The sequence below is a fragment of the Prochlorococcus sp. MIT2302 genome (assembly GCF_059772385.1).
Genome location: NZ_CM186285.1, coordinates 835,052 through 860,691 on the forward strand (window position 1 = coordinate 835,052; position 25,640 = coordinate 860,691).

The window sequence follows — 25,640 nt, forward strand, 5'->3', positions numbered from 1 at the left end:
TTCTTTTAATCTCTGCGGTTTAGTAGTTTCCAAGCAGAAATAAAAAAATTTGGTTTTTTAAAATATAGCTATTATTTTTTACCACTTTCTTTAAAATCTTAAATCAATCAAATATAAAATTGCTGAAATGATTTCTTTTAACTTTTCAATTAATCTTAAAAGTCATCAGAGATATTTTTTATTTAAACCTTTATAAAGCCAATTTTGAACTCGTTGCGCAAAGACTTTGTTAGTTGCTTTTTTTTCAAACCAGTCCCTACAATTTTTTCTTTTAATCTTTGAAATTGATTGTGTTGCTTTGATCAATCCATCTATATCATTGGGTTCCACCAAAAAACCATTAAAACCATCTTCGATCAATTCCCCAGGTCCTCCAAGATCATATGCAATTACTGGAACTCCACAAGCCATCGCTTCAACAATAACGTTACCGTAAGCTTCATTCCATTTAGGTGTGTTTATCAAAGCTCTGCACAGACCTAATTGGTCCTGAAATTCATTTGTTGGAAGAAAACCTTTCCATTCAATACTTTCTTTTGTAAAAGTATTTTCAATCTTTGAAGCATACTCTTTGTCCTCAATAAGTCCCCAAACCAATAATTTTTCACCTAGATGTTTCGCAACTTTTACTGCATCTTCTAAACCTTTTTCAGGTGCAATTCTTCCAGCCCAACCTAATGGACCATTCTTTTTTTCATTGAATGAATAATTTTCCATATCAAAACCATTACCAACAATAATTGGATCAGTTTTCAAACAATAATCTTCTGATTGTCTTTTTGTATGAAAAGCTAACTGATATGGAAATAGTTGACTTATTTGACTAATAATTTCTTTCATTATAAGTGATTCAGCACCCATACTAATTAAATGAAAGATTTTAATTTCATGAGTTTTTGTTAACCATAAAGGAAGCCAATCATAGGCAAAATTTATAACTGCATCAGAATGATTTCCTAAATCAATAGCTGTTTCCCATAACTTCGGTAAAACACCATTAGAGGGAATTAATACTGGGTCTGTTCTCTTCTGATGTTGCCAACTAGGTTGATCTATTCCATCTATTAATCTTAATTCAAGCAATTCACTTTCAAAAGGTATTTTTGAACCTTCTGGTGCAATTAAAATAATTTTATGACCTAATGAAATTAATCCTTTTACTAAAGAAATAATAGTAAGTTCAACTCCACCTCCTTTCCCACTGCCAAGATAACCTATAGGTGTACTTACAAGAATAAGTTTTAATTGTTTATTTCTCACTAAATTTAACCTTCTTCTAGTAGTTCATTATTAGTTTTATCCCCCCAGAATCTTCTCCTTTGACTTACAAATAATACTGAAATTAGAACCAAAACCACTCCAATCCACTGAAGAATGAAGAGTCTCTCTCCTAACCAAATTCCACCAGTAATTAAAGCAAAAACTGGTGTTAAAAATGCAAGGGTACTAAAGCTAGTTAATTCTTTACGGCTTGCAAACCAAAAAAACAAGCCATAAGCCAGTGCGCTACCAAACAAACTTGAATAAGACATCAAAGTCCATTCAAAAGCAGACCAGTCTGGAAATAATGGCCAATTTTTATCAAAAACATGCCAAACGAGAAGAGGTATACTTCCTAAAACCATATGCCATCCTGTTACGGCAACAGGATCACTGTTTTTGCAAGCATATCTAATAAGAACTGTTCCTAAAGCCATAGATGTGGCTGCACATATCATCCAAACCTCTCCATGGCTTAAGAAATTACTTTCTGATTCAAATTTGCCAAGTAAAAACCAATTTCCCAGCAATTCAGTAGGAACCCCAAGACAAATTATTCCAACCAATCCAAGAACCAAACCAATCCATCCAATTGGATTTATTGCATCTCCAAACAAAATCCTTGCTAATAGAGCAACCATCAAAGGTTGGGAATCGATAAGGACCGAACCCAATCCCGCGCCTGTTTCCATTAAACCTTTCGCCAGAAAAATCTGAAAAAGTGTTGCGTCAATCAAAGTAAATACTAAAAACCACACCAAATCATCTTTTGAAATATTCCAACTTCTCTTCAAGAAAGGTACGGAAGCTAAAACCACTAGACCAGCGGGCAAAAGCCTTAGTGAGGCAACAATCTCAGGCCCTGCAGCCTTAACCAATGGTGCCATAGCCGCCATTGAAGTCCCCCAAAGAGCGAACGGCAAAATCATCAAAAACCAATTCCAAATGACAAACATAAGGTCAGAAAGCAATCTCCTTTTTAATATCAATAAAGTTATGCACAATTTGAATGATTTGGCCCTTGAGACGCAAATCCAAAAAAAGGATGGCACGAATATGTATTGAAGGTCCTATCAATGCAGAAACTCGAAAAAATGTCCTAAAAGCATTAAAGCAAATTGAAGATAGAGAGTTCCCAGCCCTATTACTTCGCATTGATAGCCCAGGAGGAACAGTTGGTGATAGCCAAGAAATTCATAGTGCTCTCTTGAGACTAAGAGAAAAAGGTTGTCATGTTGTGGCTAGTTTTGGCAATATCTCGGCCTCTGGAGGGGTTTATATAGGAGTTGGTGCTGAAAAAATCGTTGCCAATCCAGGAACAATAACAGGCTCCATTGGAGTGATTTTAAGAGGGAACAACCTCTCTAAGCTATTAGAAAAGGTTGGTATTAAATTTGAAACTGTAAAAAGTGGGCTTTACAAAGACATCCTTTCTCCTGACCGCCCTTTATCAGACGAAGAGAGACAATTGCTTCAATCTCTGATTGATAGTAGTTATGAACAATTTGTCTTGGCAGTTTCAAAAGGAAGAAACTTAACAACGGAAGTCGTTAAGAGTTTTGCAGATGGAAGAGTTTTCACTGGAGAGCAAGCCAAAAAATTTGGACTTGTGGATGAAATTGGCGATGAAAATGATGCAAAATTGCTTGCAATAAAAATTGCGAACCTAGATGAAAAAACAAAGCCAATTACCTTTGGCAAAACCAAAAAGAAATTATTAGGGTTTCTGCCAGGAGGAAAATTGATTCATAACCTTTTAAACGCTTTAAATCTAGAGTTGGAGGGGAATGGGCAAATTCTGTGGCTATACAAGCCATAAGCTATGAATTTTCAAAATAAATTTAATTTATGTGCATTAAGGGGTGCAACAACTTCTGAACACAACTCTGTGGAATCAATTACGTCTGCAGTGGATGAATTACTAATTGAATTAGTATCCAGAAATAATTTGATCCCCGATCAAATTATTTCTGTTACTTTCTCTGTAACCAAAGATTTAGATGCTTGTTTCCCCGCGTCTATTGCTAGAAGAAGAGAAGGTTGGGGGGAAATTGCCCTTTTAGACTGTCAACAAATGTTTGTTAAAGACGACTTGGCCAAATGTATTCGTCTACTTGCTTACGTTTCTTTACCAAATGAGCAAACACCTCAAAACCCTTACCTCGGTAAAGCAAAAAATTTAAGGCCAGACCGTTAAAGCGAGTTTTTTTCCCAACAACAGCCTATATTCAGTTGGGTTTACTTTAATGCACTTGAAAAATACTTAAGTGCCTTATAACTATCAACCAAAATAAGTCATGTTCAAAAATCATTCTTTACCAATCGTAAAAAAAATTTTTTTTATTGGATTCTCTGCATTTTTGTTTAGTGCAGGAGCTTATAACTTAGCCCCGAAATCATCAGCATCACCAGGCTTTTTTGAGTACCAATGGTACCCAGAGGAAGGTTATAAAAAACTTAGATACCTTCAATCCTCATCTGAAAGACTTGAAAGAGCAACTTATTACTTTTTTCTTAGGGGTAAAGAAAGAAAATCAGATATCAGCAAATTGACTCTCAGAGTACCTGATTATTTTGAAGCAAAAATTAAGCCTGAAAAACTAAGTTTATGCAAAGTAAAAATTGGTTCTTATACATCAAGAACCCGTTGCGTAGAGAATGTTCCATCAGAGATAAGAATCAATAAGAACCAAACTAAAATTGATATATCCCCACAAAAACCAATTCCGTTAAACAAAGATTCTTACGCAGTGGTAATGAAAATTTTCAATCCCAGAAAAAGAGGTATGTTTCAATTCCAGGCGTTTTCTCAAAATGTTGGAGAAATCGACATCTCAACATATTTAGGAACTTGGAACATAGACGTACAGTGAACTGATAAATTAATTACATATATCTAATCCAATACGAGCATAAATAAAAATGACAAAAAGGACCTTTGGTGGAACTAGTAGAAAAAGGAAAAGAGTCTCTGGATTCAGAGTGAGAATGAGATCTCACACTGGAAGGAGAGTTTTAAGAACTCGTAGAAAACGTGGAAGAGCTCGTTTAACTGTCTAAATAAATCTTCACCTAACAAGGATACTTGTAACAGAAGCGGTTTCTTATGGTTTTGCCAAAACACATGAGACTTAAAGGTCATAAATGTTTTGACTTTATTTACAAGAAGGGAACTAGGTTCTATAGCTCTTCAATGGTTCTAAGAGTTACAAATGCAAATACAAAACTACATTTCAAAGAGAACGACTCCAAAATCAAGCCCCTCATAAAATGTGCAATATCCATAAGCAACAAAGTAAGCAAAAAATCAGTTACAAGAAATAAGCTTCGACGGTTATTTCACCAACATTTGGCTCAAAGACTTTCTAATATCGAACACGAAAAAGAAGTTTGGGCTTTTATTTCTTTGAAACCTTCCTGCATGAAAAATTCTAATATCAATCTTTTGAAAGAATGTGACAAACTGCTCATCAAGGCTGGAATAACAAAATGATAATCAGTCAAAACGAAGACATTTTTTACGAAGGAGGGCCTGCCAGTGGAGACCTCATAATAAATTTAATCGCTGGAATTACGCTGATCGGTCTACCTTTCACTTTCGGAGCTTTAGTAAGAGCTTTTTGGGTCAGATACAAGATAACAACCCGTAGAATATCTGTTACTGGTGGCTGGTTTGGTAGGGATAAAACTCAAGTTGTATATAGTCAAATTGCTGAGATCAGAGCAATTCCAAGAGGGTTAGGATCTTATGGTGATATGGTTTTAGTTTTAAAAGATGGAGCTCGACTTGAAATGAGATCACTCCCAAACTTTCGAGAGACAGAATCTTACATACTTGAAAAAATAGAAAAATCACCTATAAATAAATCCAACAAAGATGTTCAAGGCTTTTCAAACTAATGAGTCCTTACAAATATGTGAGACAAGAACACATCCTCTAAGGCAAACTGGCCTAACAACTTCAACCTTTCTTCCTTAAAAACCGTGATCGGGTACATCTCAGACAATCTACTTATCCCGATCCTAGATTTTTTCTACGGATTAGTTCCAAGTTACGGACTAGCGATTGTCGCACTAACCATAGTTATTCGCTTAGCACTTTTCCCTCTTAGCGCAGGCTCAATCAGAAGCGCGAGAAGGATGAAGATAGCTCAACCTGTTATGCAAAAAAGACAGGCTGAAATCAAAAGCCGCTATGCAAGCAATCCTCAAAAGCAACAGGAAGAATTAGGAAAATTGATGGGTGAATTCGGGAGTCCCTTAGCAGGTTGCCTGCCACTCTTAGTTCAAATGCCAATATTATTTGCTTTATTTGCAACTCTAAGAGGTTCACCTTTTGCTGATGTTCCCTATTTGGTAAACATTAAAGTTCTGCCATCAGACCAAATTGCTGCAGTGGAACCAAAGCCTTTCAAGACAGCGAAGCACTCAATATTCATTACTGAAAAGAACCATTTTCCTGTGGTAGCTTCTCTTCCAGGTGGTACAAAAATCGGTTCAGGTGATTCAGTTAAAATTAATTTACAAACTTTGAGTGGGGATTCATACGTTAACGAACTAAAGAAATATGAAACTGGTTCAAAATTTTCTCCTTCTTGGAAAGTCACAAAAGGAGAAAACATTGTAAAAGTATCCTCTGATGGGACTGTAAATGCACTCAATCCTGGTGATGCAACTGTTGAAGCAAAGATCCCTGGCTTAGCTGCTAAAAGCGGTTTCTTATTTATAAAAGCCCTAGGAAATGTTGGCTTTTATGTAGATGGTGCTATTCACTGGGATATTGCAATTCTAGTAGCAGGGTTTGGATTAACGCTCGTTATCTCTCAGGTACTCTCTGGTAGAGGAATGCCTGTTAACAAACAACAATCAACTGCAAATAAAATTACACCGGTAATGATTACCGGAATGTTTTTATTCTTCCCTTTGCCCGCTGGTGTATTGCTTTATATGGTTATTGCAAATATTTTTCAAGGCTTACAAACTTTTCTGCTTAGCAGAGAATCATTGCCAGACAATTTACAAAAAATACTAGATGATCAACTTAAGCAACAAGATAAACCGGCAGTCTCAGTAACCTCTGAAGTTATATCTGATTCAGGTAGATTACCTTTTGAGCCAAAAAGTAATAAATAGCATTAAGTACAACTTATTATAAAAATTAAGCTTATATAGAACCATATCCATAACTGATGTCTAATTGGGACGAACAACTTGATCTTCTAATTAGAGCGAGAACTCCCATTATTTGGATAAGGAGTAATGAAGAAGAAAGGGTTGAAACTCTTATCAAGAATTCTACTAAAAGGCTTTCTCCTCGAAGACTTGCAACTTGGGATTATATAGATGGAATTGGCAATGTTCTTAATTCTAATAATCTTGGTTCTAGGCAGCCAATGGCAGTACTTGAATGGCTTAAAAAATTGGATGGAAGTTCTCCAACCATACTTTTGTTAAAAGATTTTCACCATTTCTGTGAGGATCCAGGGATTCTTAGAATGCTAAAAAATTTAACTATTGATCTTCGCTCAAAGCCCCATTCAATAATTATCAGTTCTGGATTATGGAGCCCCTCAAATGATTTAGAAGAAGACCTAACTATTCTTGATCTACCCTTACCCAAAGAAAATGAAATTAAAACACTTTTATCAAATATTGCTGAAGCTAGTAATTCTCAATTAGACGAAAATGTCCTTAAAGAACTAACAAATGCATGCGGGGGACTGAGTGAATCAAGGATCCGTAAAGTGGCTGCTAGAGCACTTGCGCAGAGAGGTCAAATTGGTAGAGAAGATTTACTAGAAGTACTAGAAGAGAAACGCCAATCTATTGCTCGTAGCGAAGTACTCGAATATTGCAAAACGAATAAGTCGCCAAGTGATGTTGGTGGTTTGCAAATTTTGAAAGATTGGTTAAGACAAAGGAAACAAGCCTTCTCCGAAGAAGCAAAAGATTTTGGATTGCCTTTACCTAAAGGGGTTTTACTCGTTGGTCCTCAAGGGACAGGCAAAACTCTCGTAGCGAAAGCGATTGCGAATAGCTGGTCTATGCCTTTATTAAGACTTGATGTAGGGAGATTATTTGCTGGTTTAGTGGGAGCCAGTGAAGCAAGGACAAGAGAGACTATTCAGCGAGCTGAAGCTATGGCACCTTGCATTTTATGGATTGACGAAATTGATAAAGCTTTTGGCGGTGATGGAAGAAGTGACGGAGGAACAAGTCAAAGAGTGCTTGCAAATATTCTCACTTGGATGTCAGAGAAAACTTCTTCTGTTTTTCTCGTAGCCACTGCAAATGGAATAGATAAGCTACCTGCTGAGCTCTTAAGGAAAGGAAGATTTGATGAAATTTTCATGCTTGAGTTACCCTCTAGAAATGAAAGACATAGCATTCTTGAACTTCATCTTCAGAAAAGAAGACCTAATTTAAAAATTGATTTAAGTGCTACTGTCGATAGAACAGAAGGATTCTCTGGTGCAGAATTAGAACAAGCCGTGATTGAGGCAATGTATTTTGCATTTGCAGAGAAAAGAGAACTTGTAGAAGGTGATTTAATTCTCGCCTCAAGTCAACTAGTTCCTCTCTCTAGAACAGCAAGAGAGCAACTTGAGTCTCTTAGAGAGTGGGCCTCTAGCGGAAGAGCGAGAGCATCATCTCCAAAACTTTTTTAGATTTTTCTTGTTATTAACTTAATTAATCAAAAAAAGTTCTTAAATTTAGAAGAAATTAATACTCGTGATTATTTTTATGAACAATTAACGATTAGGCTAAAAGAACTTTAATATTTATATAGTGATAGACCTTAGACTACTAAGAGAAAATCCAAATTTAATTGCAGAGGGACTTAAATCAAGAGGAATGGATATTGATTTAGGGGAACTTCAAAAATCATGCAAAGATCTTAAAGAACTTGAAGAAAAAAGAAATTCACTGCAAGCAGAGGGAAATTTAATTGGGAAAGAGGTTGGACAAAAAATAAAACAAGGCTTTTCTCAAGATTCTGAAGAGATTTCAAATCTTCGCATTAAGGGCAATAAAATCAAACAACAAGTTGGAATTATTGAAGAGGAAGAAAAATCGATTTCAACTCAATTAAATGAACGAATTCTTTGCTTACCTAACCTTCCAGAAAAGGATTCTCTTATAGGGAAAGACGAAAAAGATAACAAGGAAATCAGAAGATGGGGTGGGCCTATTTCAGGAAATAATTTAAAAGAACATTGGGAAATTGCTAGTAAATTAAACCTTTGGGATAGCGAGAGATCTTCAGTAATAGCAAAAAGTAGATTTGTCACCCTTTTCAACCAAGCTGCAAAACTTGAAAGATCACTTATAAATTTCATGCTTGATTTACATGTTAAAAAAGGATATTTAGAAGTTCTTCCACCAGCCCTTGTAAACACTGCTAGTCTTACTGGATCCGGGCAATTACCAAAATTTGCAGAAGAAAGTTTTCGTTGTGCTGATGATGATTTATGGCTAACTCCCACAGCTGAAGTCCCAATAACGTCTCTCCATCGTGGTGAGATCATCCCTCAAGATATGCTTCCATTAAAATACGTAGCATATAGTCCCTGTTTTAGAAGAGAAGCTGGAAGCTACGGTAGAGATACCAGAGGTCTAATCAGACTTCACCAATTCAATAAAGTCGAACTATATTGGTTTTCCTCACCAGATAAATCTAAAGAAGCTCTAGAACAAATCACATCTGATGCAGAATCTATATTGCAGCAACTCGAACTGCCTTATCGAGTAATTCAACTTTGTACAGGAGACTTAGGCTTCTCAGCAAAAAAAACTTATGATTTGGAGGTTTGGCTTCCTGGCGCTAATACGTTTAGAGAAATATCTAGTTGCAGCAACTGTGGAGATTTTCAAGCTAGACGTTCCTCAATACGAACAAAAGATAACAATAAAAAAAATGTACTTTTGCATACTTTGAATGGAAGTGGATTAGCCATAGGACGCACTATGGCTGCGATTTTGGAGAATGGTCAGCAACCTGATGGAAGTATCAATTTACCAAAAGCCTTAATACCTTACTTCGGTTCGAACAAATTACAGCCAGAATAACTCAATCAAAATCTAATTAATGAACGTTCTTTTATCTATAGCTGTATTGGGCCTTCTGATTTTTTTTCACGAGTCTGGTCATTTTTTAGCAGCAGTGCTTCAAAAAATCAAAGTAAGTGGTTTTTCAATTGGTTTTGGACCAGCTCTTTTGAAAAAGGAAATAAATGGAATTACCTATTCACTAAGATCGCTTCCTTTAGGGGGATTCGTATCATTTCCTGATGAAGAAACAGATTCATTAGTTCAATCCAATGACCCCGATTTATTAAAGAACAGACCAATTTACCAAAGAGCAATAGTTATCTCAGCGGGTGTAGTGGCAAATTTATTACTCGCTTGGATAGTACTAATTGGTCAAGCAAGCTTAATAGGGATTCCTAATCAACCTGAACCAGGGGTAATAATCATGGGAATTCAGCCAGATGAGCCTGCGTTCAATTCAGGATTAGTAGCTGGAGACCAAATAATGAGCGTAAACGGTCGAGCATTAGGCAGCGGCAAAGAAGGAATTATGGATTTAGTCAATATCATTCAGACATCATCCGGGGAAGAATTACTTTTTGAGAGAGTCAATAATGGAGAAAGCGAGACAATTTCTATAATCCCAGCTGAAAACGAAGGGAATGGAAGGATAGGAGCTCAATTGCAACCAAATCTTCCAAATGAAGTATCTAAAGCAAAGAATATTGGTGAAATATTTAATAGCTCTAATTCACAATTCTATGAATTACTTAGTCGAACTGTTATTGGCTACAAAAGTTTGATTACTAATTTCTCTTCAACTGCTCAGCAGCTAAGTGGACCAGTCAAAATTGTTGAAATTGGTGCCCAGCTTTCTGAACAAGGTGGCTCAGGTCTTGTACTTTTTTCTGCTTTGGTTTCAATAAATCTTGCAGTTCTTAACTCATTACCTTTACCTCTTCTAGACGGAGGACAATTAGTTCTTCTAATACTAGAGAGTATTCGCGGAAAACCAGTTCCTGAAAAAATTCAATTGGCTTTTATGCAATCTGGATTTGTCTTACTTGTAGGCTTAAGTGTTGTTTTGATAATCCGAGATACGACACAGCTATCTTTAGTTCAGCAGTTTGTGCACAGGTAATAGAATTAAATTTTAGATAATTTTTAATTTGAAAAAGTATTTTGAATATAATTTTACTCCAATTACTAAAAACAATCAGGCAAGGAGTTAAAATGTTTTCTAAACAAGCTGAATAAGCCCATTAATGGCAAAAAAGTCAATGATAGCGCGTGACGTAAAGCGCAAAAAACTTGTAGAAAGATACGCAGCAAAGCGTAAAACTCTAATTGATGCTTTCAAATCAGCAAAAGATCCCATGGAAAGACTAGAAATCCATAGAAAGATTCAAGCTTTGCCAAGAAATTGTGCACCTAATAGAATTAGAAATCGTTGTTGGGCGACGGGTAAGCCAAGAGGAGTTTATAGAGATTTTGGCCTATGCAGAAATCAACTTAGATCAAGAGCTCATAACGGGGAATTACCAGGAGTAGTAAAATCAAGCTGGTAAAAATTAACAGTAAATTGATTCATACCTAGAAGTGGGAAGATTATATCTCCCGCTTTTTTTTTAGTTTTATAGTTTCAGTAATTGTGGTAAATGTTTCCTCTAGGAAACAAATCTATCGAGTTTTTTACTCAATTAGTCCCATTAAGTGTAAGAATGTCATAAGACAAAAAGCTATAAAGGCACGTGCAAGGTCAGACAAAATCCGTTTCCTTCGATGGTAGAGAGATAAAGCTCACTACAGGGAGATTTGCTCCACAGGCTGGTGGTTCAGTAATGATTGAGTGTGGAGACACCTCCGTTCTAGTAACAGCAACAAAATCGACAGGGCGAGAGGGAGTTGATTTCCTACCTTTAATGTGCGAGTACGAAGAAAGGCTTTACGCAGCAGGGAGGATTCCAGGAAGTTTTATGCGTCGTGAAGGACGTCCTCCTGAAAGAGCAACTTTAATTTCAAGACTTATTGATCGTCCAATGAGACCTCTTTTCCCTGGTTGGATGAGAGACGACATACAAATAGTTGCAACATGTCTTTCCTTAGATGAAAGAGTTCCAGCAGATGTGTTAGCTGTAACTGGAGCTTCAATGGCAACATTAATTGCAGGTATTCCTTTCCAGGGACCTATGGCTGCTGTTCGCGTTGGGCTCTTAGGAGATGACTTTGTCCTCAATCCAAGTTATAGAGAAATTGAAAGAGGTGATCTCGATCTAGTAGTTGCCGGGACTCCAGATGGTGTAGTAATGGTGGAAGCAGGAGCAAATCAACTATCAGAACAAGATGTTATTGAAGCAATTGATTTTGGCTATGAAGCCATAACTGAATTAATCAATGCGCAAAAGGAAGTTTTGAAAGAATCAGGCATCCAGCAAGAGATTCCTGAACCACCTGAAGTTGATGACACAATTTCAATCTATCTAGACAAAAACTGTACAAAATCAATTAGTGAAGTTCTAAAAAACTTTGATCAAACAAAAGAGGAGAGAGACAATAAGATTGAAGAAATAAAGACCAATGTTTCATCAAAAATAGAAGGGCTAAAAGATGATAATGCTGTAAAAAAATCTCTTTCATCAAATAACAAACTCTTAGATAATAGTTATAAAGCTTTAACCAAAAAGTTGATGAGAGAACAGATAATTAAGGAAGGGAAAAGGGTCGATGGTAGAGAATTAAATGAAGTAAGATCAATAGAAGCAGACGCCGCAGTATTACCCAATAGAGTCCATGGATCAGCCCTGTTTCAAAGAGGTTTAACACAAGTTCTCTCTACAGCAACATTAGGTACACCAAGCGATGCCCAAGAGATGGACGATCTAAACCCTAATACTGATAAGACCTACATACACCATTACAATTTTCCACCTTACTCAGTTGGAGAAACTAGACCAATGAGAACTCCAGGCAGGAGAGAAATTGGTCATGGAGCTCTAGCCGAAAGAGCCTTAATTCCTGTTCTTCCTGCAAAAGATACTTTCCCATATGTATTAAGAGTAGTAAGCGAAGTCTTGAGTTCAAATGGCTCTACTTCAATGGCTTCAGTATGCGGAAGTACCCTAGCCCTTATGGATGCAGGCGTTCCTTTAAAAGCTCCAGTGGGTGGAGCAGCTATGGGTCTAATTAAAGAAGGCAAAGAAGTGAGAATCTTAACTGATATTCAAGGAATAGAAGACTTTCTTGGAGATATGGATTTCAAAGTTGCAGGGACAGAAAAAGGAATTACAGCCTTACAAATGGATATGAAGATAACTGGTTTACCAATAGAGACAATTGGAGAAGCGATCAACCAAGCCCTTCCTGCAAGGACTCATATTTTAGGAAAAATGTTAGAGGCCATTGAGACACCAAAGGAAAATCTTTCACCTCATGCTCCAAGGCTTTTGAGTTTTAGAATTGACCCTGAACTAATTGGGACTGTAATAGGTCCAGGTGGAAGAACAATAAAAGGTATTACAGAAAGAACTAACACAAAAATCGATATTGAAGATGGTGGAATAGTGACTATTGCCTCTCATGATGGAGCTGCCGCAGAGGAAGCTCAAAGAATTATTGAAGGTTTGACAAGAAAAGTTCATGAAGGGGAAATATTCTCTGGTTCAATTACTCGGATTATTCCCATTGGTGCATTCGTAGAAATTCTTCCCGGGAAAGAAGGAATGATACATATTTCTCAATTATCTGAGGCAAGAGTAGAAAAAGTTGAAGATGTTGTAAAAGTGGGAGATCAAGTAACTGTAAGAGTTAGAGAAATAGATAATCGTGGTCGCATTAATCTGAGCTTAAGAGGGGTTCCTCAAAATGGCGGTATGAATAATTATCCTGAACCAACTCCAACACCAGTAGCTCCTCTTACTTAAACAAATTAGACAATATATTCAGCTATTTTTCAAGAGAAAAACTCCATAGCCTTCTGACAAATCTTTTGATGAGACTTTCCATGGCTTGCTATTAGGCAACCCGACTGAGAGTAGGTTGGATTTTGATAAATCAAATTTGTTCCATCTGCATGAGAAAATTCTCCACCAGCCGCCTCTATAAGTGCGTGTGGAGCGGCCATATCCCAATCTTTTGGTGAGGTTTTTCCAGATAGGGAGATATAAACATCTGCATCTCCTCTCAAAATTGATGCGACTTTGCAACCTACACTCCCTAATTTTTTTGTTTTAGCAAAGCACAAACTTGAAATTAGATTTAGAAGTTTTGTTTGCTGATGATTTTTACTTGATACGAGAATTAATTCAGATAATTTTTCCCTATCACTAAAAGAAATTTGATATTTATTACCATTTCGATTTTCATACCAAGCACCACTTCCAACAATACCAATCCAAAGCTCATTTCTTTCAGGGATCAAAACTATCCCGATTTTTGGCTTTTTTTTGTGCACCAAAGCAATATGAACAGCATAGTTTTCAGATCCTTGAAGAAAATCTTTTGTCCCATCCAGTGGATCAATAATCCAACACCAATTTTTTTTATAATGAGATCCTTGAAAAGTTTTTTCCTTAGAGGTTTCTTCGCTTAAAATATCCCAATCTTTATAAGAGAGATTATCCTTCAAACCAGAGATCAATAATTCATTAACAGCCATATCAGCTGCTGAGACAGGACCATCTCCACCTTCCTCTACAGTTAAAGATTTTGGAAAGCCATAAGGAGGTTCTTGTCCTCGCGCATAAGCCATCAAAACATCAGCTGCAGCCCAGCTAACCTTTCTAAGTTCATCCAACAAAGTAGCTAATTCAACACCTTCTGGTAAATAACTTTTATTTGACATAATGAATTTAATTGATGATCACCAGCCTCAACAAGAAAGATTAGAACCTTGCCCAGGGACTCTTTACTTAGTAGGGACGCCTATAGGTAACTTAGGTGATTTATCTGAAAGGGCAAAGTCTATTCTCAAACAGGTGTCACTCATAGCCTGCGAGGATACTCGGAGGAGTGGGCAACTTTTGAAGAAAATAGAATCTAAAGTACCTCTAATTAGCTATCACAAACACAATTTAAAAAGTCGACTATCTCAATTATTAGAGATCCTAGAAAACAAAGGAAGTATTGCTTTAATTAGTGATGCGGGCTTACCAGGAATAAATGATCCAGGAGAAGAGCTTGTTAAGGCAGTACGAGAAAATAGTTACGAAGTGATTTGCATCCCTGGTCCCTGTGCCGCAACAACAGCATTAGTAATAAGTGGCTTACCTTCAAAAAGATTTTGTTTTGAAGGATTTCTTCCGAAAAAACAAAGTATTAGAAAAAAACTTTTAGAAGATATTGCTAAAGAAAAAAGAACAACAATAATCTATGAATCTCCTCATCAGTTAATAAAACTTTTAGAAGATTTATCTATTTCATGCGGAAAAGAACGCCCTATTCGAATAGCGAGAGAACTTACAAAAATACATGAAGAATCAATTGGAGAAACTATAGAAGAAGTGCTTAAATATTTCATTATAAATAGACCAAGAGGTGAATTCACAATTGTTCTGGGAGGTAACAATAATAAGCAAGAGACTAAAATCAGTGAATCGGAAGCATTGAATAAACTCAATATATTAATCAGGCAAGGTGAAAAATCTAATATAGCCGCGAGAAAAGTAGCTGAAGAAACAGGCTATACAAAGAAATGGCTTTATTCCAAATTACATAAGAAACTTGACAAATAAACTTTTTCGACCAAAGCTAATTAAATATTTATTCTGATCAAAAGCTTGTCTATATGTTTCTTAGATTTCAACTTTTAACTCTAAATATTGGTACATCAATTTTACTAATTTTATTCCTATGCCTTGGATCACAAAATCTAGGTAAGAAACATAGTTTAAATTTTTTATTGAATAAAACTGTTCCTATCCCAATTGGATTCCTTATAGGAACTTCATTCACCATAGGAGTAATCACAGGGGGGATTACTTCAGTATCAATGGTTAATAATAAAGTTAATGAGAAAAAATAAGTTCAAAAGGAACTAATTATCCAAAGCTATTATCGAGTCTTCGAGTATTAATCTTGTAATTCCCTTGGAAATTAAATAAGGTTTTGAGATCTTAAAAACAGATGTATTAGGAATTTTAATTACTCGTTGGTTTTTGGAACAACTTCTTTTAGCAGCGCGTTGGTTCAAAAATAACAAAATTGCATTTCTTTTTAATTCATTCTCCGGCAAAAAACTCCACTCGGACAAATCAGATATGGCTTTAATTTCTAGCTCAACTTTTTTATCTACGAGCATATAAACAATCTCAGGGAGGCTTTCTTGATTGAGTATCTCAAAATCTAATTGTTTCTTTTCGAAATCAAAGCTAGAGATCAAAGGAACTATTTCCTCAAAGTTATTATCAGAATTCTTATCTGTTTTTTTTATATCAGGTTTTTCAAAATTTTTAGGTTCAGAGAGAGGGAGGTCCTCAACGGGTAGAAAGGCTATCTCCTCAAAATCAGAATTCTTAAAATCATGATCAATATTTATGGTTTTTTCTTCCTCATCAACTTTTTCTGGGGTAGAAATAAAAGAATTTGTTTTATCAAAGTCTTCATGATTTCCATTAGAACTTTCAACATGAACCGGCTCTAAGTTTTTATTACTGCTCTTTAATCTTTGTTTCTTTAGCAATTTGTATTCAACATCTGAAAGTAGCGTCTTCACGGTTCTATTTATAGTATTTGAGCTGCAATTATATTTTTCTGCAAGTATGTTAGTATTCTCACCAGCTTGATAAGCTTTTAAAATTTCTTCTTTCTGAATCTTTGTTAGCCTTCTTGAAATCATATCGATTAGCTTAATACATCTAAGATAAAACCTAATGATGAACTTTTCCTAAGCTCATACTGGAATTACTTCATAAAAATTCAATAAGCTTTAACACATATTAAATCCTCATAACCACAAAAAATAATTAATCAGTTGCTGATCTGCTTAAATCTGGTTGTAGATGTCTACTTAAGTATGTAATCTTAGAAAGTTGATTTTGCTGTTATTTTTAGCGAACAGGTTTTTCGCACAAATAACTAAAAATCTTCCTGCTCCCTTAGCTCAGCTGGATAGAGCAACTGCCTTCTAAGCAGTGGGCCGCAAGTTCGAATCTTGCAGGGAGCGTCTGCAAAAGCCGTAATAGCAAAATCCAATCAAAGAACTTCATAAAAATAATATTTATAAACTCATATTTCATTCAAAAACAAAAAAAATTTAATTTTTAATTCAAACCTAAAGACTATTTTATTTATTGAATATGCAATTATTTTGACATCGTATATTTTAAATTTATTCAAAGTTTTCACTCTTCAACTCTAAAAATATCATATTAATTCCATTCTTTTTTATTTATATATTGAAGCATTACTTTTAATACATCTCTTAGAGGTTATTTAATACCAAAAATATAATCTTTAAATATTACAAACCATCTCCTTGCAATCGAATAGAGAAAATAGAAAAATCCAAAAAGGTTTTCTTTCTATATCTCATTTAAAATTAAAACATTTTCTATTTCAAGAACTATTGAAAGATTTTATCATTTTAAAACACAAGGATGAAAACACCTGGGCTAGCCCCGCGAACCCATTTATCCCCCAAAGGAAGATTATTTTATGAGAAATTGTTTTGTATCTTTACCAAGATCTATAAATAAATCTCCCTAAGAACTCTCTTAAAGCAATCGAACTTCTGTTAAGACTTCCAGAATTAGGTATCCATTGATAAGGGCTTTGCCATCGAGACATCTTGGAAGTTTTGAAATCTACGGGAAAAGGAAAGACAAGAAATCCCTGCCGCTCAAATAACTTTTTTGCTCGTTTCATATGAAAAGCACTAGTAACAAGAAGAATCTTTGATGAAGAATTTATTTGATTTAAATTTCTTCTTATTTCTATAGCTTCTTGTGCGGTATTTAATATTTTTTCAGTTGTCGATATTGCATCCATAGGGATTCCCATTGCTATCGCGTGTTCTTTATACAAAGTTCCTTCATCCTTCGATTCCGCACCATAGGGAGTCGTTCCGCCTGTAAAAAATAATCTTGGAGCTTTTTTCTTTTGAAATAGGCTTATCCCAGCAAAGTATCTATCAGGGTCTCCCCATTCAAAAACATTGGTTTTCCCAGGAGCCTTAGGTCTTCCTCCACCGCTTAAAACGATAATCGCATCAGCAGTTGGTGCATCATTTTCATCTATTCTTTGCCATGGATATTCAACTAATTTCCATAGTAAATCTGCCACAAAACCAATACTGAATGTCCAAAGAAATAAGATTACAAAAAAAATATGCTTCTTCGCTGGTTCCTTGAAATTGAGAAGTAGATAAAATATGCTAAATCCCAAAGGGAGTATGAATAGCGGTAATAGCTTGCTTAGGAGGTACGTTTTAACGAAAAGCAGTTATAAGTAGTTTAAAAATAATTAGCAATTCATTCAAATAAATTGGATCTTTTATAACTTTATTTAAGACAATATAAAAAATTTAATAAAGAAGCTCAATCAGAGCTTTCCTATAAATTTAAAAGGATGGAGCCAAGCGGACTCGAACCGCTGACCCCCTGCATGCCATAAAGGTATTCAGCAAGGATAGGTCGAGATAGGAGGATTGATACCTTGATGGGATTCCTGATATATTTAAACTTGAACTGAGATCTTATTTAATTGAAATTTGTATTTGAATAATTGTCCTTCTAATACTCTAATTTTTTTCTTGAGCTTAATATTTTCAATAAAAAGGTTTTTAAACTTTTCAATCTTTTCTTCATCATTCATATTATCGGCAGATAATTTTGCTTTCTCAATTAATTCATCAATAGTTTGTTTTGTTGATCTAGGCTTTCTAAGAAAAAAAGATAAATCACTTTCTGTATATTTCTTTTCTAGATTTAAATGCTTTTCTATTTTAACTCTTACAGAGGGTTCTACTTTTCCAATCCTTGCCAAGGTTCTTGCTGAAACTTGAGTTAAAGCAGCTTCTGGTATAGAACTATTTGCTAACCAGTTTTCATAAGCCGAAGCTAAATCTCTTGCGACTCTGCCAGGAACGACTAAAGCACCTGAATCAGTCAATTCAACCCAGTTCTTATTCCTAACTAAATTCTTTGCTTGAGACAATAATTTGGCTACTTGAAGTATAGATTTCCCTGCTTTTTCTAACTCCTTATTTGTCTCATCTATTTTTACTGATAATTCTATTTCTTTTCTTTTATCTAATCCGTACTTTCTTGCTAAACCTGAATGATTTAGTTTATCTAATTGGTCATCATTCATAAACTTCTAACCATCTACTCTAATACGTTAGCTAGCTACGATAGATTGTCTAGTTAGTGAACCTTGGGCTTTGAACAATTCGTCCAAAATGAAGCTTTAGCTCTTTAAGTCTTTATGAGTAAAATGCACTAACTTTTGCACTAATTTTATTTAAGACGAGATTTAAGACCTTTGAGATTGAGCCTCTAAACCCTTTTATCCAAATGCTTTTAAAGAATGGAGCCAAGCGGACTCGAACCGCTGACCCCCTGCATGCCATGCAGGTGCTCTACCAGCTGAGCTATGGCCCCAAGCGTGTGAAACGGCAGCAATATCAAGCAGTTGGGAAGATTTAGAAAAATCAGATGGCTTACTTGATAGCATCTAATAATAGCTTATAGTTTACTAATTAAGTTAATAAAAAATTAATATAATAAGTACCAAAAAAAACTCTAGTGACTTTTAATAAAAATTCAACTCAAATATCAAATGTTCTAGTAATAGGTTGTGGTGGTGCAGGTTTAAGGTCAGCCATAGAGGTTAAAAAAGCTGGTCTTGATGTGTATATCCTTGGGAAAAGGCCTAGAACCGATTCCCACACTGTCTTGGCGGCCGGTGGAATTAATGCAGCTTTTGGAAACTTAGATATTGAAGACTCATGGGAACAACATTTTGTTGATACGTATTTGGAAGGATATGGAATTGGAGATCCTTCAAAGATTGAGATAATGGCAAAAGAAGCACCTTCTCTAGTTAGAGAAATAGATACATGGGGTGCTAACTTCGCGAAACTAGAAAATGGCAACTTTGACCAAAGATATTTTGGTGCTCATAAATTTCGCAGAACATGCTTCTCAGGAGATTTCACAGGGTTCTCAATACTAAAAACACTTCTTAAAAAGGCTGATGATTTAAAGATCCCTATTTATGACTCGGAGTATGTTACTGAACTTTTGATAAAAAAAGATATTTGTTTTGGAGCAATGTCATTTAATACATTTTCAGCTGAAAGAACAATTCATTTAGCTGATGCAGTTATTCTTTGTACTGGAGGACATACAAGAATATGGAAGAAAAGTTCTTCTAGAAAAAAAGAAAATACAGGAGATGGATATTATTTAGCACTCAATGCAGGTTGTAAGTTAGTAGATATGGAAATGGTACAATTTCATCCTTCTGGCATGCTATTTCCGGAAGAGATTGAAGGCACTTTAGTTACAGAAGCTGTAAGAGGCGAGGGAGGAAAACTATTTAACAATAAGGGAGAAAGATTTATGATTAATTATGATAAAGAGAGAATGGAACTTTCTACTAGAGACAAAGTTGCCATAGCTAACTATAAAGAAATTATAGAAGGAAGAGGTACAAAGAAAGGAGGTGTCTTCTTGGATATTAGTCACAAAAGTAAAGAATTTATCCTAGAAAAATTACCAAGTATATATAGACAATTTCTTGAAGCACAAATGCTTGATATTTCAAAATCACCAATGGAAGTAGCTCCAACTGCTCACTATTCTATGGGAGGTATTTTAGTTAACCCAAATAATTTATCCACTTCAGTGGAAGGGTTATTTGCAGCAGGAGAAGTTGCAGGAGGTCTTCATGGCGCAAATCGCTTAGGCGGAAACTCACTGGCTGAAATACTTATCTTTGGGAAACGCGCAGGCTTAGCCAGTGTAGATTATTCAAGAAAATTAAATCAACAAGAACGGTCAACCAAAGTGATAGATTTAGCACACGAAAATATAAACAAATTTATAAAAGATGGGAACGAATTGGTAAGACCTTTACAGTATGAGTTGCGCCAAATAATGTGGGAAAATTGTGGAGTTATAAAAAGCAAGGATTTACTTAATAACGGTCTTGAGAAAATTAGAATTATTCAAACAAAATTAAAAGATATAGATATAAGAATAAACGAACATAGTTGCGAAGACCTGGCTCTGATTTTCGATTTGCAATCTTCATTGATAAGTGCTAGTGCAACAATCCTTTCAGCACTTGAAAGGAAAGAAAGCCGAGGTGCTCATCAAAGAAGCGATTTCCAGGAGACCGAGACTTCTTGTGAGTTTAATTGTCTAATACAAATGGATCTAACTTCTCAAGAACTCAAAGTTTCTAAATCACCATTAAAAAAGTTAACTAAACCTCTGCAAAACCTTATAAATGGTGCAGTTAGAGAGGTGAATTTCAAAAACAAATTACTTGAATAACCTGTCTAAAAAGTTATCTCCTTTTTAGTTCCTAATTTGAGGAAATTTCGGTAACAATAAAACCTAAGAGTAGATAGGTACTCATGTATTTCCTTTATCCACGAATTATTGAAAAAGTACCTATCGAACCATTTAAAATTAAAAATCCATATTCCCTCTTGAGTTGTATTGAGAGTTAGCAGCTAATCCAGCCAATGAAATTATTTATCTTACACAGGCAGCGAAACCTCTTAATTGGTTATTAATGAGTCCTTTTTACAGACCTTGTTAAAGATTTACTAACATTTTTGCCACCATTTGCGGCCGCTCAATATAGATCTCTTAAAGTCTTGAACGATCAAATCCATTGCCTTGGCTTTGCTCCTACGAGCTTTTCTTATACTTAATTCATACTTTTTGGTCAATCGGGTCGTTACTACGTTGCAACTGTGAGCTTGCATAAGCAAACCAACAGCAAAACATGCTCTTAATTCCATCTCTTTTTTATTAGTTTTAATCAAATCAGAGGCTGACGCTTAGCCCTGCTGCCCTTTTTCACATCAGAGGGTTTTTCAATATAGGTGATGTATCGAATGAACTCGCATCCCCTTCAGACAGGATGTCTAATCGCTTTTAAATTTTATGCTTTATTACTTTGGTACTAACTCATTAAAATGATTTCCCGTAAATTAAGTTGCGATCAATTATTTCGCAAATCCACAAAGTTAAGTAAAATGCTTAAGGAATCTTTTTTCAGTTTTGAACATAAAAGAAATAAACCAATTCCAATCGCTTTCGATAAAGATTGTGGGTTTCCTTTGTCTGTCAAGTTTTATAAATGTGCAAGCCCAACAAGTTTTCACAGAAAAAACAACTGATATTGATACATCATATCTAGAATCAAAAAACCAACTTAGAGATTATATTTTAGATACTGGAGACACTTTAGATATAAAATTTATTAATGCGCCTAATCTTTCCGGGTCATATCGCATTGACGAACAAGGAGAAATATTTTTAAAAAGAATAAAATATACTTATGTAAGAGGCTTAACCATTAAAGAACTTACTCACTTACTTGAAGAGCGATATAAGGAGTTCCTTATAAATCCAGAAATAAATATTATTATTAGTCAATATAAACCTATTAGAGTTGCTATAAAAGGAGAAGTAAGATCACCTGGATTAATAATATTTCCGTCTTTTATTTCAACAAATATAAAAACAATACTTGCTCCTTCAAATACAGAAAAATCAAACTTAGATTCCGAGATATTTCCAACTGAAAGCTCTACTAAATCAAACATTTTCAATAATACTATTAAAAGAGATAATGATTATTTAACTACCCTTTCAAATGCAATTCAAGGTGCAGGTGGATTAACATCTTCTAGTGATATCTCTAAGATAGAAATAATCAGAGATATACCTATTGGGAGAGGAGGAGGCAAAAAAAGAGCCATAATTGATTTCCGATCTTATACAAAATATGCAGACACCAGAAATGATATTCGACTATTTGATGGAGACTCTATTTTGATACCTAAACTTAAAATAAAAGATAAAACAATCGTTCCAAATTCAATACTCTCTGGACTATCTCCCAGATTTATAAATGTAGAAATTAATGGTCAAATAGAAAACCCTGGGAATGTAAAAATCCCCATTGAAGGGAGTCTTTCAGATCTAATGAATTTAACAGGTCCAAGGAAACCTCTTGCAGGCAAAGTATTTTTAATACGATACAATCAAGATGGTACATTATTAAGGAAGAATATCAAATACTCCTCAAATGCCTCCCCAGGCACTAGTCAAAATCCCTATTTATTATCAGGAGATTTAATAACTATTAAAAATAGTATTTTAGGAAGGACTTCGGAAACAATTAACGCAATTACCAGACCTATTATAGGTATTTATTCAACCAAAGAATTATACGAAAACATTACTGGCAATTGATTCAATTCTATATAATTGGTTCTTATTTAATTTGATCATATTTAATTTTTGGTCGTTTGCGAATCATTTATTTATAACCTTCCGGATTTAAAGATTGCCATTTCCAACCATCCAAGCACATTTCCTCTAAATTTCTTTTTGGTGACCAATTTAAGCATGAAACAGCCAGACAATTATCTGCAATTACTGTGCATGAATCACCAATTCTTCTACTAGAAAATTTCTTAGATATTTTTATATTGTTTACTTTCTCAAATGTATCTATAAGTTCTAATACACTCGTTCCTAAACCTGTACCCAGATTTAGATTAATTATTTTATCTTCAAAATTATTTAAATACTCTAAAGCAGCAATATGACCTTCTGCTAAATCCATAACATGAATATAATCTCTTATACAAGTTCCATCTAAGGTAGGCCAATCTTTACCAAAAACAGTCAACTCATCAAAAATGCCAGCAGCTACTTTAGTAATATAAGGGAAAATATTAGTAGGGATACCCATAGGGGCTTCCCCTATCATCCCAGAAGGATGGGCCCCGATAGGATTAAAATATCGAAGATTAGCAATTTTCCATTTATCGGTATGGCTATTATATATATCATTTAGAATTTGCTCTATAGCTACTTTTGTTCTTCCATAGGGATTAATTGGTTGAATATCTGCATTCTCTTTAAGGGGTAAACCATTTGAGAGTCCATAAATAGTTGCACTACTACTGAATACAATTGTTCGACAATTATATTTATCCATTACTCTCAATAGATTAATCGAACCATGTACATTTACATCCCAATAAATTAAAGGAAGAAGCGCAGAATCTTTTACTGATTTTTGTCCTGCTAAGTGCATCACAGCTTGAATAGGGTTACCCAAATCTTGATATCTAAGAAATAATTTATCTAATGAATATTCATCTCTGATATCAGCTATTTCTATATCAATACCAATATTTTTTACTCTATTATTTTTTTTTAAAATATCAAGAACTCTTTGAAGAGACTTCTTATGACTATTAATGTAGGAATCAATTACTGTTATATCATAACCTTTTTCTTGCAGAGCAAGACATGTATGGCTTCCTATAAAACCTGCTCCACCAGTAACTAAAATCCTCATATACGAGACTAAGCTTTATAAATCAATTGTTACTGTATTATAGTAGTCTGATGTTAAATTTTATTTTTTAAAGTATATTTAAATTTAATTATAAAATATCTATATCAATGTATCTCAATTTTTATAATAATTAAGATACCATTTTGCAAATTTATGAACACCAATTTCTATTGAAGTTGAGGGTTTGAAATTCACCCAATTCTCTAATAAATTCGTTTTCGCAGAAGTGGATTCAACATCACCCGGCTGCATTGGTAAGAAATTCTTTATAGATTTCACACCAAGCTCATTTTCTAATACCTCAATAAATTTAAGTAATTCAATTGGATCACTATTACCTATATTAAATATTCTAAAAGGAGCAAAGGAAGTAGATTGATTTGGATTTAGATAATTAAATGTATTGTCAATACAGGCAGGTTTATAACAACATCTATAAACTCCTTCAACGATATCATCGATATAAGTGAAATCCCGCTTCATTCTTCCATAATTGAAAACATTAATTGGTTGTCTATTTAGAATAGATTTCGCGAAAATCATTGGTGCCATATCAGGACGCCCCCATGGACCATAAACAGTAAAGAATCTTAGTCCAGTGCAAGGTATTCCATAAAGATGACTATAAGAATGCGCAATCAATTCATTAGCTTTTTTAGTAGAGGCATACAAACTTACCGGATGATTTACAGATTGAGATTCACAAAAAGGTAAGTTCTTGTTACCTCCATATACTGAACTACTTGAAGCAAAAATGAAATTATCAACAGAATGATAGCGACATTGTTCAAGCAAATTAGAGAACCCAACTAAATTGCTCTGAATATAAGCAGATGGATTTTCCAGGGAATATCTAACTCCTGCTTGTGCGGCAAGATTAACTACAATCTGAGGAGAATGAGTGTTGAAAATATCATTAAGAGAAGATTCATTTTCCAGCGATGACTTATAAAATTTCCATTTACCAGAAGACTTTTCAGAGACCGCTGTAATTTCTTTTAGACGTGAATCTTTTAAATTAATGTTGTAGTACGAATTCAAATCATCAATACCTATTACATTTTCTCCATTTTCTAGTAAACGAATTGCCAATGCAGCACCAATAAAACCAGCAGCTCCGGTAACTAATATACTTTTTTTCATGTTTGAAATTCTTTGATATTAATAATATTCCATGAACTGATTATTTCAAAGATCTTAACTCTGAATTTACATATTTAAGAAGATTCAGAGGAAAAATCAAATATTAATCTTAGGTAAATAAAAAAAAATGTATAAAAAAATTATTGAATAATTCTTATATAATTATTGAACAAATTAAAGTCAAATAATAATTAATTGTTTTCACCTCAATTGATATTAATAATATCAATTGAGGTGAATTTTCATAAAAGTATTTTCCCACTGATCTTCTGAAAGATTTAATGGATAATCACATTTATCAACGACCGCAATAGAAACTTTGTCAACTATGGACTTATTATCAATATTTTCAAATCCTTTCTTCTTATTAAAAATAGCCATACTCTCCTTCATGGCAAAATTTACTGCACTTTCCTGAGATAAACCAAAACCAACTCCATTACAAAATTTTTTTGAAAAGTCTCTAGCAATTCTCTCAATCAATTCATCATTTTGATTAATAGCTGACGCCTTAACCTCTGAAACAAATGACGAAAAGACAACAGAGAAAACAAATACAATAAGAGAAAAGGCTAAAAAAAATCGATTTCGGAATCTTATCATTTACACAATCACCAGATTTATCAAATGATTTTAAAACTATTTTGATC

The 25,640-nt window shown here is 34.5% G+C and carries 26 protein-coding genes and 2 tRNA genes; 17 read left to right on the forward strand and 11 right to left on the reverse strand.

Annotation, left to right across the window (positions count from 1 at the left end; genetic code table 11):
• Nucleotides 1–165: 165 nt before the first annotated feature.
• Entirely contained in the window at nucleotides 166–1,260 is a 1,095-nt protein-coding gene (locus AC6EI2_RS05000; protein WP_498463294.1) for a glycosyltransferase, read from the reverse strand.
• Between the two features lie 5 nt (nucleotides 1,261–1,265).
• Nucleotides 1,266–2,216 (reverse strand): DMT family transporter, encoded by a 951-nt coding sequence (locus AC6EI2_RS05005; RefSeq protein ID WP_498463461.1) that lies wholly within the window; start codon nucleotides 2,214–2,216, stop codon nucleotides 1,266–1,268.
• Between the two features lie 53 nt (nucleotides 2,217–2,269).
• Between AC6EI2_RS05005 and sppA the strand changes: the two genes are divergently transcribed.
• The 12 genes from sppA (at nucleotide 2,270) to AC6EI2_RS05065 (ending at nucleotide 13,211) form a co-directional block, all read left to right on the forward strand.
• Complete coding sequence (gene sppA / locus AC6EI2_RS05010; protein ID WP_498463295.1) at nucleotides 2,270–3,079, forward strand: signal peptide peptidase SppA; 810 nt, start codon at nucleotides 2,270–2,272, stop codon at nucleotides 3,077–3,079.
• A 3-nt stretch (nucleotides 3,080–3,082) separates the two neighbouring features.
• Nucleotides 3,083–3,457 carry a chorismate mutase gene (gene aroH, locus AC6EI2_RS05015; RefSeq protein WP_498463296.1) on the forward strand — a complete coding sequence of 125 codons (375 nt, stop codon included), beginning with the start codon at nucleotides 3,083–3,085 and terminating at the stop codon, nucleotides 3,455–3,457.
• Between the two features lie 100 nt (nucleotides 3,458–3,557).
• Nucleotides 3,558–4,133, forward strand: a complete 576-nt coding sequence (locus AC6EI2_RS05020; RefSeq protein ID WP_498463297.1) for a DUF2808 domain-containing protein — start codon at nucleotides 3,558–3,560, stop codon at nucleotides 4,131–4,133.
• Nucleotides 4,134–4,182: 49 nt separating this feature from the next.
• On the forward strand, nucleotides 4,183–4,320 hold the full coding sequence (gene rpmH / locus AC6EI2_RS05025; RefSeq protein WP_413678338.1) for a 50S ribosomal protein L34: 138 nt from the start codon (nucleotides 4,183–4,185) through the stop codon (nucleotides 4,318–4,320).
• Between the two features lie 46 nt (nucleotides 4,321–4,366).
• Nucleotides 4,367–4,753, forward strand: a complete 387-nt coding sequence (gene rnpA / locus AC6EI2_RS05030) for a ribonuclease P protein component (protein WP_498463298.1) — start codon at nucleotides 4,367–4,369, stop codon at nucleotides 4,751–4,753.
• Nucleotides 4,750–5,160 carry a PH domain-containing protein gene (locus AC6EI2_RS05035; RefSeq protein WP_498463299.1) on the forward strand — a complete coding sequence of 137 codons (411 nt, stop codon included), beginning with the start codon at nucleotides 4,750–4,752 and terminating at the stop codon, nucleotides 5,158–5,160. Before rnpA ends, AC6EI2_RS05035 begins: the two co-directional genes overlap by 4 nt.
• Before the next feature lie 84 nt (nucleotides 5,161–5,244).
• A complete protein-coding gene (gene yidC, locus AC6EI2_RS05040) occupies nucleotides 5,245–6,393 on the forward strand; it encodes a membrane protein insertase YidC (RefSeq protein ID WP_498463300.1) in 1,149 nt (382 codons plus the stop codon).
• Between the two features lie 56 nt (nucleotides 6,394–6,449).
• On the forward strand, nucleotides 6,450–7,928 hold the full coding sequence (locus tag AC6EI2_RS05045; protein WP_498463301.1) for a Ycf46 family AAA ATPase: 1,479 nt from the start codon (nucleotides 6,450–6,452) through the stop codon (nucleotides 7,926–7,928).
• A 121-nt stretch (nucleotides 7,929–8,049) separates the two neighbouring features.
• Complete coding sequence (gene serS, locus AC6EI2_RS05050; RefSeq protein WP_498463302.1) at nucleotides 8,050–9,330, forward strand: serine--tRNA ligase; 1,281 nt, start codon at nucleotides 8,050–8,052, stop codon at nucleotides 9,328–9,330.
• A gap of 19 nt (nucleotides 9,331–9,349) precedes the next feature.
• Entirely contained in the window at nucleotides 9,350–10,432 is a 1,083-nt protein-coding gene (rseP, locus tag AC6EI2_RS05055) for an RIP metalloprotease RseP (protein ID WP_498463303.1), read from the forward strand.
• A 124-nt stretch (nucleotides 10,433–10,556) separates the two neighbouring features.
• Entirely contained in the window at nucleotides 10,557–10,859 is a 303-nt protein-coding gene (gene rpsN, locus AC6EI2_RS05060) for a 30S ribosomal protein S14 (protein ID WP_269606477.1), read from the forward strand.
• Between the two features lie 183 nt (nucleotides 10,860–11,042).
• Nucleotides 11,043–13,211, forward strand: coding sequence for a polyribonucleotide nucleotidyltransferase (locus AC6EI2_RS05065; RefSeq protein WP_498463304.1), 2,169 nt, complete (start codon nucleotides 11,043–11,045; stop codon nucleotides 13,209–13,211).
• 29 nt (nucleotides 13,212–13,240) lie between these two features.
• Here AC6EI2_RS05065 and AC6EI2_RS05070 read toward each other — a convergent pair whose 3' ends face one another.
• Nucleotides 13,241–14,131, reverse strand: coding sequence for a 3'(2'),5'-bisphosphate nucleotidase CysQ family protein (locus AC6EI2_RS05070; RefSeq protein WP_498463305.1), 891 nt, complete (start codon nucleotides 14,129–14,131; stop codon nucleotides 13,241–13,243).
• Nucleotide 14,132: 1 nt separating this feature from the next.
• Here AC6EI2_RS05070 and rsmI point away from each other — a divergent pair, with 1 nt between their 5' ends.
• Together rsmI and AC6EI2_RS05080 are read left to right on the forward strand one after the other, a co-directional pair.
• Entirely contained in the window at nucleotides 14,133–15,020 is an 888-nt protein-coding gene (gene rsmI / locus AC6EI2_RS05075) for a 16S rRNA (cytidine(1402)-2'-O)-methyltransferase (protein WP_498463306.1), read from the forward strand.
• 53 nt (nucleotides 15,021–15,073) lie between these two features.
• Nucleotides 15,074–15,310: a hypothetical protein gene (locus AC6EI2_RS05080; protein ID WP_498463307.1), complete on the forward strand. Its 237-nt coding sequence runs from the start codon at nucleotides 15,074–15,076 to the stop codon at nucleotides 15,308–15,310.
• A gap of 12 nt (nucleotides 15,311–15,322) precedes the next feature.
• Here the strand turns inward: AC6EI2_RS05080 and AC6EI2_RS05085 are convergent, their stop codons facing one another.
• Entirely contained in the window at nucleotides 15,323–16,123 is an 801-nt protein-coding gene (locus tag AC6EI2_RS05085; RefSeq protein WP_498463308.1) for a hypothetical protein, read from the reverse strand.
• 253 nt (nucleotides 16,124–16,376) lie between these two features.
• Between AC6EI2_RS05085 and AC6EI2_RS05090 the strand changes: the two genes are divergently transcribed.
• Nucleotides 16,377–16,450, forward strand: a tRNA-Arg gene (locus AC6EI2_RS05090).
• A 512-nt stretch (nucleotides 16,451–16,962) separates the two neighbouring features.
• Here AC6EI2_RS05090 and AC6EI2_RS05095 read toward each other — a convergent pair.
• From AC6EI2_RS05095 to AC6EI2_RS05105, 3 genes are all read right to left on the reverse strand, one after another.
• Nucleotides 16,963–17,568 (reverse strand): YdcF family protein, encoded by a 606-nt coding sequence (locus AC6EI2_RS05095; RefSeq protein ID WP_498463309.1) that lies wholly within the window; start codon nucleotides 17,566–17,568, stop codon nucleotides 16,963–16,965.
• 393 nt (nucleotides 17,569–17,961) lie between these two features.
• Nucleotides 17,962–18,597: a hypothetical protein gene (locus AC6EI2_RS05100; protein WP_498463310.1), complete on the reverse strand. Its 636-nt coding sequence runs from the start codon at nucleotides 18,595–18,597 to the stop codon at nucleotides 17,962–17,964.
• 217 nt (nucleotides 18,598–18,814) lie between these two features.
• Nucleotides 18,815–18,887: transfer RNA gene (locus AC6EI2_RS05105), tRNA-Ala, on the reverse strand.
• 144 nt (nucleotides 18,888–19,031) lie between these two features.
• Between AC6EI2_RS05105 and AC6EI2_RS05110 the strand changes: the two genes are divergently transcribed.
• On the forward strand, nucleotides 19,032–20,789 hold the full coding sequence (locus AC6EI2_RS05110) for an FAD-binding protein (protein WP_498463311.1): 1,758 nt from the start codon (nucleotides 19,032–19,034) through the stop codon (nucleotides 20,787–20,789).
• 278 nt (nucleotides 20,790–21,067) lie between these two features.
• Here the strand turns inward: AC6EI2_RS05110 and AC6EI2_RS05115 are convergent, their stop codons facing one another.
• Entirely contained in the window at nucleotides 21,068–21,265 is a 198-nt protein-coding gene (locus AC6EI2_RS05115) for a hypothetical protein (RefSeq protein ID WP_498463312.1), read from the reverse strand.
• 343 nt (nucleotides 21,266–21,608) lie between these two features.
• On the opposite strand from AC6EI2_RS05115, the gene AC6EI2_RS05120 reads away from it, so the two are divergent.
• Nucleotides 21,609–22,727, forward strand: a complete 1,119-nt coding sequence (locus AC6EI2_RS05120; RefSeq protein ID WP_498463313.1) for a polysaccharide biosynthesis/export family protein — start codon at nucleotides 21,609–21,611, stop codon at nucleotides 22,725–22,727.
• 67 nt (nucleotides 22,728–22,794) lie between these two features.
• On the opposite strand, the gene galE is transcribed toward AC6EI2_RS05120, so the two are convergent.
• The 3 genes from galE to AC6EI2_RS05135 form a co-directional block, all read right to left on the reverse strand.
• Nucleotides 22,795–23,847, reverse strand: coding sequence for a UDP-glucose 4-epimerase GalE (gene galE / locus AC6EI2_RS05125; protein WP_498463314.1), 1,053 nt, complete (start codon nucleotides 23,845–23,847; stop codon nucleotides 22,795–22,797).
• A 114-nt stretch (nucleotides 23,848–23,961) separates the two neighbouring features.
• Nucleotides 23,962–24,990 (reverse strand): NAD-dependent epimerase/dehydratase family protein, encoded by a 1,029-nt coding sequence (locus AC6EI2_RS05130; RefSeq protein ID WP_498463315.1) that lies wholly within the window; start codon nucleotides 24,988–24,990, stop codon nucleotides 23,962–23,964.
• 225 nt (nucleotides 24,991–25,215) lie between these two features.
• Nucleotides 25,216–25,593 carry a hypothetical protein gene (locus AC6EI2_RS05135; RefSeq protein WP_498463316.1) on the reverse strand — a complete coding sequence of 126 codons (378 nt, stop codon included), beginning with the start codon at nucleotides 25,591–25,593 and terminating at the stop codon, nucleotides 25,216–25,218.
• Nucleotides 25,594–25,640: the final 47 nt, after the last annotated feature.